We start from the raw sequence: 10216 nt of genomic DNA, 5'->3' as shown, positions 1-10216 counted from the left end.
GTAATTCAGAGCGGGTCAAAGGGATGTGTATGAGAGAATGGATGGATTTGGGTGTTTAAATAATCTGATTGGTATTACATACCCTTTTATATTGTGTTTCATTCTGATTGTGAGGCGCATCAAATAAGTAACCTTGACCAGAAAAAACATCGATATGCCGCGAGCTATCGTCTATCAAATAGTCACAATTAAGCATGCCCTTGTAACCACAAAATATGTAATTCATTTCGCTAATAAAAGGAAAGTGTTTTTTTAACCAATCATACTTAGCGGCAAATGAACTAGGGTATTCCATAGCCGCACTGGCAAAATAAATGTCATATGATTGACTTAATTCTTTGATCACTTCAGCCGCATCATCAAAAATGGCTAAGCCTTTAAAAAAGTCAGGGTGATGTGGAAACTGACGTACTGTGGTTAAATGTGCCTCTGGCACTACGTCATAGATCCTGTGTCCACGCATGTTTTCTTTGTTTAAGGTCACGGAAAAATGTTGCTGATACCACTCAATATGTCGAGATAATGTATCCGCGACTGTTTCGTCCATATCAATCGCAATACTTTTTTTCATATTCCTCCCTAGTTTGCACTGCAATTCGCAGATGACACTAACGTAATTAGCCAATCAACCTAACAGTAGTAACATGTTCAATATTACCAATCGCTTCAATCACATGCCCATTTTCCATTTGTTCGACATCGAGTATGTTGTAGGCTAGATCACCACGACTTTTATTCATCATATCGAGTACATTCACGTTATGGTCGGCTAATACCGATAGGACGCTACCGAGTACTTTGGGTACGTTTTCATTAGCAAAAATAATACGCTGACCTTCGCATCTTGCCATGCTCACTTCGGGAAAATTAACCGAATTTTTTATATTGCCATTTTCGAGGAAGTCCATAATTTGTTTTGCTGCCATGATGGCGCAGTTTTCTTCAGCCTCGGCCGTGGAAGCACCGATATGTGGCATAGCTATTACATCACTTCGGCCATAAAAAACTGGCTCGGGGAAGTCACATACGTAACCTCTTAATTTGCCGTTATCAAGTGCATTGACTATAGCTTGAGGATCAACGATGGACTCACGAGCAAAATTAACTAAGACCATGCCGGGTTTGGCTTGGGCAAGGGCTTCTTGATTGATCATATGATGTGTCGGTTTGATTGCCGGTACGTGTAAACTTACATAGTCACAGCGAGCGAGTAGGGCGTGCATGTTTTCGGCTTTTTGCACGTCGCTAGATAAACGCCATGCGGCTTCAATGGATAATGCTGGGTCGAAGCCTACAACATTCATACCCAGCGCAAGGGCCATATCAGCGACCAATGAGCCTATTGCGCCTAAACCGATAATGCCTAATGTTTTACCTTTGAGTTCATTGCCAGCAAATTGTTTTTTCTGTGTTTCTAAGGTTTTATGTAATTCACCCGCATCATGTACATCGTGCAAAGTAGTCACATGGTCAATACCTGACTTGATCCCGCGAGAGCCCAAAAGTAGTCCTGCTAGAACTAATTCTTTAACTGCATTGGCATTGGCGCCGGGCGTATTAAATACCACTATGCCTTTTTTACTGTAGTCTTCAACCGGCACATTGTTTACGCCTGCACCGGCTCTTGCCACAGCTAATACTGAATCAGGTAGTACTTCATTGTGTAATTTATGACTGCGCAGCAATACCGCGTCTGGGTGCCCTATATCCGAACTCACTTCGTACTTATCACGACTAAAGCGTTCTAGTCCTTTGACCGATATTTGATTAAAGGTTTTAATTTTATACATTTCATTCCTTAACTATTTTTTAGCGCAAATTGAAAAAAGTGAATCGCTTACAAAATTTGTTTTTTTACACTGTGGTAAGCCCACTCAAGCCACGGCATTAACGCCTCGAGGTCCTTGTTTTCGATGGTAGCTCCACACCAAATTCTTAATCCGGCAGGTGCATCTCGATAGGCTCCTATGTCATAGGCGACTTGTTGCTCGTCAAGTAATTTGACTACCGATTTAACTTGCTCAGGGGTTAAATCAAGGGTCAAACAGACGCTAGTATTTGAGCGAATATGAGAGTCTTGAGCTAAAAATGCTATCCAATCATGTTGCTCAACAAATGCTTCAATGGTGGCGAGGTTTGTATCTGCTCTGGCGATTGTTGCGGTTACGCCGCCTATGGATTCAACCCAATTCAACGCGTCTAAATAATCCACCACACATAACATTGAGGGCGTGTTGATAGTGGCGCCAGTGAATAAACCTTCAATTAATTTACCACCTTTAGTCATTCGGAAAATTTTAGGTAATGGACGAGGAGGTGCATAACTTTCAAGACGTTCGACCGCGCGAGGGCTCAGAATTAACATGCCATGTCCCCCTTCTCCCCCTAGCACTTTTTGCCAGCTGTAGGTGATTACATCAAGCTTATCCCAATCCATTTCTTGGGCAAACACTGCTGAGGTAGCATCGCAAAAAGTTAACCCTTTGCGATTTGAGTCAATCCAATCTGCATTAGGTACTTTTGCCCCAGAAGTGGTGCCATTCCATGTAAATACCACGTCATTATCACAGTTAACTTCTGATAAATCAGGAAGGTGACCATAGTCAGCACTTAATACACGAGTGTTATCTAATTGTAATTGTTTGGTAATGTCGGTAGCCCAACCTTGCCCAAAAGATTCCCAGTACACTACATCGACAGGACGCTGACCTAACATCGACCACATGGCCATTTCCATCGCACCAGTATCGGAAGCCGGCACAACGGCAACACGATAACCTTCAGGTAAACCCAAAATTTTAGCCGTATCTAAACAAGCACTTTTTAACGCTTGTTTGCTGATAGTTGCTCGGTGAGATCTGCCCAGCACGGATAAATCAAGTTTACTGACATCGTAACCGGGTCTTTTGGCACAAGGGCCAGATGAAAAGTTAGGGTTCTTAGGTTTAAGGTTAGGATGCATGATTTTCTCGAGCTAAAGGTAAATGAATTTAGTATTTATCGAGAATACAAGTGATTGATGGGCATCACCAATATTCAAGTGTCATGAATTATATCGATTGTGTTATATGAATGTTAAAGGCCTTACTGACAAGGAAAAGTAGGAGTATGGCGGTGTTTGGATTAGTAATAAATGATGGTATTCAACATTTACCCGATTAAAGGAAATGTAAAACTAATTAACATAATGGTGCAAACATTTACATTTAAATTGCACTAGTTCAACATAACCCTCTATAAAAATGACCAAAAGTACAAGAGGAAATAATTTTGGCGCAGAATAATGAGAATATGCTTTTTATTGTTTTAGTAAGTTGTGTTGCCACTATAGGTGGTTTTTTGTTTGGTTTTGATAGTGGCGTAATAAATGGCACTGTTGATGGATTAAGGTCTGCATTTAATTCACAGGATATTGGTACTGGTTTTAACGTGGCCAGTATGTTGTTGGGTTGTGCGATTGGGGCGTTTACCGCAGGGCGATTGGCTGACAAATATGGGCGTAAGTCGTTATTATTGGCCACTGCAGTTTTCTTTATTATCAGTGCATGGGGGTCCGGTGTTGCTGGGTCTTCCGTAGAATTTATTATATACCGACTTTTAGGTGGCTTAGCCGTAGGCGCAGCATCTGTCATGGCCCCAGCTTATATCAGTGAAATTGCCCCCGCTAGGTTGAGAGGGCGGTTGGCCTCTATCCAACAAATTGCCATAGTCATTGGTTTGTTTTCTGCTTTTGTTAGTAATTATTTGTTAGTTAATTTTTCTGGCTCATCTACCGCAGAATTTTGGATGGGATTTGAGGCATGGCGATGGATGTTTTGGATAGAATTATTTCCTGCCGTTTTGTTTTTAGTTGCCTTGATATTTATTCCCGAAAGTCCCAGATATTTGGTGCTCGATGGTCGGGACAATGAAGCGCAAGTCGTGCTTAATAGATTGTATGGTGACAGTGCAGGGCGGCAGAAGTTAGTTGAAATTCAGCAGTCGTTGTCAGCAGACAAACACAAGCCTAAGTTGGCGGATTTAAAAGACAAAACCACAGGCAAAGTGCGCACTATAGTTTGGGTGGCACTGGGTTTAGCCACCTTTCAGCAATTAGTCGGCATTAATGTGGTTTTTTACTACGGTGCAGTTTTATGGCAAGCCGTAGGGTTTTCTGAAGGCGATGCATTGTTGATCAATATTATCAGTGGCGCTGTGAGTATCGCGGCTGTTGTAATCACCATGTATTTGATTGATAAAGTTGGGCGCAAACCTTTCCTAATGGTTGGCTCTATTGGTATGGCAATTACCCTAGGATTGATGGTTTTCGCTTTTGGTAATGCTGATGTTGATGGTAACGGAAACTTAGATCTTGGTGGGCTGGGAACCTTGGCATTAGTCTCAGCTAACGCCTATGTGTTTTTCTTCAACCTATCTTGGGGACCTGTCATGTGGGTTATGTTGGGGGAAATGTTCCCTAATCAAATCCGCGGTTCAGGCTTAGCTGTTGCTGGACTTGCACAGTGGACCGCAAATTTTGCGATTACCATGACCTTCCCCATCATGCTGGCAAGCATTGGCTTAGCTGGCGCTTATGGTTTTTATACGCTGTGTGCGGCACTTTCAATTCTATTTGTGGCGAAGTTTGTGTACGAAACTAAGGGCAAAGAACTGGAAGAGATGCACGGATAATTACAACTGGTAGGTAAAGCCGTTAGGATAACGGTTTTACCTACTTTAGCCCAAATCGATTTACTCATTCACCAATATATTCTAGTTTTTTTAGCAATCAGCCTACTATTCGTCAGCAAAACCTAATCAAATAATATCCGCGACAAAAATCCTTTTTCCTCTGTTTATCAGACCCTATTGGCATCAAAGACATATCTATTTTTGTTATTTACATTACGTTGACAGCAATAAAATTATTGCAGTGCTTAACGTATTGAAAATTATTGAGTAGTTATAGATTTTACTTTTTGATCGCTACATACTTTTCTTAGGAAGGTATTTAGCAATTAAGTCTTCTAAGGATTTGTGTTTAAGAGGTTTGACTATGTAGTCGTCCATGCCCGCTTCCTTCGCTTTTTCATAGTCTTGTTTCATCGCGTTAGCAGACAGTCCACAAATAGTCAGTTTGTCTTGCCCTTGTAGTCTAATTGTGCGTGTTGCTTCGTACCCATCCATGACCGGCATTTGAATATCCATTAACACTAGATCATATTGAGGTGAATTGACTATTTTGGTCACAGCTTGTTGACCATCTTCGGCAATATCAAAAGTGACACCTAGTAAGTTAAGCATTTCACCTGCCACTGCTTGATTAATATTGTTATCTTCAACTAACAATATATGGCCTTCATATTGCGCCGCTTTTTGTTCCTCGACAATAATCTCAGCTGTTGATGTGCCTTTTAAATTGGTAATAAATAATCGTTGAATAAAGGTAGAAGCTTGTTGTGGAGTAAAAGGGTGAGTTAAACATTCAACTGGCCACATGGTTGTAAGCTGCTTAGGTAAATTACTTGGTTGAGTATTAGTGATAAAACCCACTCTAATTGATTTGCTGACCAATTTGTCAATGGACTCGTTATAAGACCTAAACGCCACCTGATCTTCAATATCGAATATTACTGCGTCATTACAAGTTATTTCATCCATGATGGCTGACAACTGGCTAAGTGGCAGATGATGGTATTTTAACTCTGTTTTTTCAATATATTGGGGATTTAGAAAAGCGGTACGACCGGCAGTAAAATAATACAACTTCCCCTTTGGAGCGGGTATGGCTGAAATTATTGCAGTGGTTTTATCTGGTTTAGTTAAAATAACTTCTACTTTAAAGGTACTGCCTTTGTTTTGTTCTGACTCAACTGACACAGTGCCACCCATCAGTTCAACTAACTGACTTACGATGGATAAGCCTAATCCAGTGCCACCAAAATTTCTGCTAGTGGAACCATCTGCTTGAGTGAAGGAATCGAATACTTTACTGACTTGATCTGGCGTCATACCGATACCAGTGTCTATGACTTCAAGGTACAGACTAATGAATGGAATATCTTCATGAAGCTTAATATCTACGTTAATAGATATCTGTCCATTGCGAGTAAACTTGATCGCATTGCTGCATAAGTTAAGTAGAATTTGACTGATTCTTAACGGGTCACCGATTAATTGAGCTGGTAGGTTAGGGTTAGCATTAAACCTTACATTTAGATTTTTTTCTTGAGCACGATTAGAAATATTGGCTAACACATTACTGAATAATGACTCGACTGAAAACTTGACGCTTTCTATATCTAATTTACGCGCCTCAATTTTTGAAAAATCAAGAATGTCATTTATTAAACTCAATAAAATTTGGCCGGAATACGCTGCTTTGGTCAGTTGTTCTCTTTGCGCTGGATTTAATTCACTGCGTAATACCACATCCAACATACCAATGATGCCATTCATAGGTGTGCGGATTTCATGGCTCATATTAGCCAAGAACATACTTTTAGAAGCCGTTGCTTGTTCGACCTTTTGATTGGACGTGATTAATTGAGTATTCAGTGCTTCTTGTTTGGCATTGAGCAACTGTGATTGTTCGAGCAAGGTGTTGGTTTGTTTGTTTTTTTCATGAAAAACATCAGCCGCTTGGGCTAATTGCCCTATTTCATCTTTTCGTTTTAAGCTAGGGATACTTTCTACACTTTCGCCCTTAGTTAGTCGTTGGAAAATATTGGTAATAATATTGATAGGTAACATTATTCTGTAGGTTAAAAATAATGCGGTAGCCGTCGCTAAAATAATGCCTATTGCGGAAAAAAGGTTGCTGCCAATACGCGTATTAACAACTGTCTTTTTTACCTCTACATTGGTTTCTATGAGGTTTTCAGTTACTAACCTATTGAGCTCTCTGGCCAAAAATAGAAATTCGTTCGCTGAGCCAGCCATGACAACGTTGGCCAAAAATAAATAATTTCTAGTGATCTGTGTGAGCTGCAGAAAATCACTTTCTACTTTACTTAATCTAGCAAATGCTACTCGTACACTTTTGTTTGACCCAAGTAGCTGGCTAATTTGTATCTTGGCTAGTGATAGCTGTTGCTGAAAAGGACTAATGAGTTGTTGTTCAGGCGTCTGTAAATACTGCAGCAGAAAGTTTTCTGCTCGAGCGATATGGTATTTGGCTTTTTGCAATGTATCTTGCGTCTGGTGTGAGTCGCTTTCGGCAATGTTGATACTGCTAAACAAGCTGTCTAACTCATTTAATAAGCCAGTATTGTAGAGTGCTTTTCGTTTAGTTCTGCCAACAATAACACTGTCAAAATTCTCTTTGTAGTCTTTTAAATGCGCATTCATGCGAGTGATATAATCTAGATATACTTTGCTATTGGCTTCTTTAGACGTGAGTTGAACTAAATCGTACAAACCGTTTTGAGTTTCTTCCATCAATAAACTGAATCTAGAAACAGCTGATTCGCTTGCAGAGTCTTTATAAATAAGTACGTTTCGTTGCAAATCTATAACGTCTCGTTCAAGTTCGCGTACAAGACTCACTTTGACTACTGCTTGCTGGGTTAAATCAAGACTATCGACAAACGTTGATTGGATGTTTCTAGATAAAAAAACTTGGGATAATAGTAACAATACTAAAGTGACCGAAATCAACAACATTTGAGCTTTTATTGTCCTAAACACACTATCCCCTGATTTTCATTAAGAACTAATAAACTCATACCATTTTTGCAGGCTGTAATCGTAAGTTGGCATGGCAGTATTCCAAACGGCAACATTGCTGAAGCGTTTAGTGTAGCTGCCTCCGCTACGAATATCACCTTGAGGTACAGAAATTTTGCCATCTGTTCCTTTTAGTGCGTGTATGGCTTTTTTGCCAGCATACCAATAATCCCATTCTGCGGGGCTTAAATATGCAGCAGAACGTTGAGGATTAGAAATATAATATCCTTGTTTAGCTATAAATGCGCCAGGCCATCCAGATAACCACCAATTCATATAGTCATAGGCCGCGTCTTTGCTTCTTCCTTGAGATGCTGATGATAGGCACATCACGCCGTGCCAACCACGATAACCTTCTTTCGGGGCAGCAAATCTAACGGGTATGTTTTGTCCATTTAGCGTTGATACGGCGGGTGAAAACATGCTCTGTATATTCACGCGGCCAGTACGCATGAAGTCTACTGATTCAGGTACCGAATTCCAGAAACCGCTGAAATGATTTTGCCGTTTAAAATCAATGAGTACATTAAATAACCTGTCTAAGTCGGTTCTAGTTAGGTTGCCTATATCATCAAATTTGACTAGACCTTGAGCTTGAGTGGCTAGTGCTAAGTCAAACAAGCCAATTGTAGGCGCATTAATAATACCTACTTTGCCGGAATGTTTAGGGTCAAGCAACCAGCCCCAGCTTTCTGTTTTGTATGCCTCGCCCTGTTTAATTGCATTGGTGTTGTAGCCAAATGAATCCACATTATGAACATAGGGTAAAAAGCTAATTTGGTCGGTATGTTCAGTGCCTAATTTCCCATTTGCTTGAATATGCAACATTTTATAAGGCGCGTCTCCAGCACCATATTTGGCGTCAGGGCTGACTTTTCCTGTTTTAGTGAGAGGGTTTATTTCATCCCAATATTTTAGCCTTTTTTTATCAATAGGTTGAATTGAGCCACTTGTCCATAAGGGCCTGATGCTATTGGACCATTGCTCGTAAAGGTCAAAAGACTGAGGGTTAGTTGAAGCTTTTTGTAATACTGCTGCACTGCCTCTCGGTTCGAATATCAAATCGATATCCAAATCCTGCATAGCCTTTTGGCGAAGTTCTTCTTGTAGGGTGACGTGGGTACCCAGCACTCTTAGTTGGGTACGTTGCTTTGCAAATACATAAGGGACTTGGGTAATGGCAGTTACCCCCACTGCTGCTTGGCTGATAGATTTCAGAACTTGTCGGCGACTAATATCAGTTGAATGTTTTTCTGGGAATTTACTTGAAGTCATATCTCTTAAGTTTTCCAAAAAAATCGTATATGAGTACACCTTAATCTATCGTTTATTTAACCGCAATAAGCTAAATGTCTATAGCCTTGGTTTTAATTTCTTATTTTCCGCCGAGCGAGGTTCAAATTTTCATTGCCAAGGCGATGCAAGTATTTAAAATAGTTGGACTATTCTAGCTTAATAGGCTCCCATTTAAATTTTTTTAAAACTCACTATAAGGTAATTTAATTGAGCGGTATTGTTAGTCAGCATAAAATTTATGCTGAAATTTCAAGGTCTTTTGCTCAAGCCCACTGTTAATGTTGATAGAAATACGATACTGCTCTCGGTCGCTAAAAGGCAATACTGCTAAATAGTAGATTGCCTTGCCTTCTATCACTTGTTTAAACTTTAATTCTTTAACCACTCCAAGTAAATTTTTAGCTTGGCCAGTTAAAACAGGGGACTGTGCTACTTTGCTTTGTCTGTCTAGTACTGAAATATTAATCAGGCCATTAAATTTACTACGCACAATGGAATATTGTTTGGCCACCTTAGGCGTTAAAAACGTACTGTTTAGGGCTATGTAGTGTACTTCCCAACTACCTAGCTCTTGCTTTTGTTCTGCGCTAATTTGACACGCAAAAGCTAACCCAAGTGATAACACAAGAGTCAGAAAGTTAAGTTTAATACTTTTCAATTTAGAAAATGCCAAATAAATCACCTAGTAGTTTTTGGATAAATAGTAAAAACACGATCACCACCATTACCGATAAGTCTAAACCACCCATATCTGGCATTCTTCTACGAATTGGTGCCAGCATTGGTTCAGTGAGTTGGCCTAAGACTAACTCCATTGGGTTTCTTCCCTGGCTGACCCAACTCATAATGGCGCGCAAAATTAACACGTACATAACTAAAGTCAGCGCTTCTTTAAGCACAATAATAAATGACACTATCACTAAAGACAGAATGTTAGGAACCGTGCCACCTAACACTAAATTAAGCGCTACAATTTTTAAACCCGCGACTACTAGCGCTAGTACTAAAGTGGCTGTATCTAAGCGGCCAATGGACGGCAACAATCTACGCAAAGGCGCAACTATAGGTTGAGTGGCTTTGACTACAAATTGGCTAAAAGGATTGTAAAAATCCGCTCTAGCAAATTGTAACCACAGGCGTAACAACACCACCATTAAATAAATGTTAAAAACAAAATCAATTAAAAATTGAACTGAGCTCATATTCTGGAATT

8 protein-coding genes are annotated in these 10216 nt (G+C 40.0%); 1 reads left to right on the top strand and 7 read right to left on the bottom strand.

Features of this window, described 5'->3' with window-relative positions; translation table 11 throughout:
• Positions 1–55 precede the first annotated feature (55 nt).
• Genes QZ488_RS19620 through QZ488_RS19610 form a run of 3 tightly spaced genes read right to left on the bottom strand, consistent with a single transcriptional unit; the run spans position 56 to position 2962 of the window.
• Positions 56–571, bottom strand: a complete 516-nt coding sequence (locus QZ488_RS19620) for a hypothetical protein (RefSeq protein ID WP_293751924.1) — start codon at positions 569–571, stop codon at positions 56–58.
• Positions 572–617: 46 nt separating this feature from the next.
• The gene (locus tag QZ488_RS19615) at positions 618–1790 is read right to left on the bottom strand and encodes a 3-phosphoglycerate dehydrogenase family protein (protein ID WP_293751922.1); all 1173 of its coding nucleotides are present in this window, start codon (positions 1788–1790) and stop codon (positions 618–620) included.
• Between the two features lie 47 nt (positions 1791–1837).
• Complete coding sequence (locus QZ488_RS19610) at positions 1838–2962, bottom strand: phosphoserine transaminase (RefSeq protein WP_293751920.1); 1125 nt, start codon at positions 2960–2962, stop codon at positions 1838–1840.
• A 308-nt stretch (positions 2963–3270) separates the two neighbouring features.
• On the opposite strand from QZ488_RS19610, the gene QZ488_RS19605 reads away from it, so the two are divergent.
• Positions 3271–4671, top strand: coding sequence for a sugar porter family MFS transporter (locus QZ488_RS19605; RefSeq protein WP_293751918.1), 1401 nt, complete (start codon positions 3271–3273; stop codon positions 4669–4671).
• A 294-nt stretch (positions 4672–4965) separates the two neighbouring features.
• Here the strand turns inward: QZ488_RS19605 and QZ488_RS19600 are convergent, their stop codons facing one another.
• The 4 genes from QZ488_RS19600 to QZ488_RS19585 form a co-directional block, all read right to left on the bottom strand.
• Entirely contained in the window at positions 4966–7668 is a 2703-nt protein-coding gene (locus tag QZ488_RS19600; protein ID WP_293751916.1) for an ATP-binding protein, read from the bottom strand.
• Positions 7669–7686: 18 nt separating this feature from the next.
• Positions 7687–8982, bottom strand: a complete 1296-nt coding sequence (locus QZ488_RS19595) for an ABC transporter substrate-binding protein (protein ID WP_293751914.1) — start codon at positions 8980–8982, stop codon at positions 7687–7689.
• 241 nt (positions 8983–9223) lie between these two features.
• Entirely contained in the window at positions 9224–9637 is a 414-nt protein-coding gene (locus QZ488_RS19590) for a DUF4426 domain-containing protein (RefSeq protein WP_293751928.1), read from the bottom strand.
• 25 nt (positions 9638–9662) lie between these two features.
• A complete protein-coding gene (locus QZ488_RS19585) occupies positions 9663–10205 on the bottom strand; it encodes a YggT family protein (RefSeq protein WP_293751926.1) in 543 nt (180 codons plus the stop codon).
• Between the last annotated feature and the right edge of the window lie 11 nt (positions 10206–10216).

Source organism: uncultured Paraglaciecola sp., assembly GCF_913020055.1.
GTDB lineage: Bacteria > Pseudomonadota > Gammaproteobacteria > Enterobacterales > Alteromonadaceae > Paraglaciecola.
This window is presented reverse-complemented; position numbering and strand designations above follow the sequence as displayed.

Coding starts and splice junctions, on each gene's coding strand:
- QZ488_RS19620 (WP_293751924.1), bottom strand. CDS start 571: ATGAAAAAAAGTATTGCGATTGATATGGACGAAACAGTCGCGGATACA.
- QZ488_RS19615 (WP_293751922.1), bottom strand. CDS start 1,790: ATGTATAAAATTAAAACCTTTAATCAAATATCGGTCAAAGGACTAGAA.
- QZ488_RS19610 (WP_293751920.1), bottom strand. CDS start 2,962: ATGCATCCTAACCTTAAACCTAAGAACCCTAACTTTTCATCTGGCCCT.
- QZ488_RS19595 (WP_293751914.1), bottom strand. CDS start 8,982: ATGACTTCAAGTAAATTCCCAGAAAAACATTCAACTGATATTAGTCGC.
- QZ488_RS19585 (WP_293751926.1), bottom strand. CDS start 10,205: ATGAGCTCAGTTCAATTTTTAATTGATTTTGTTTTTAACATTTATTTA.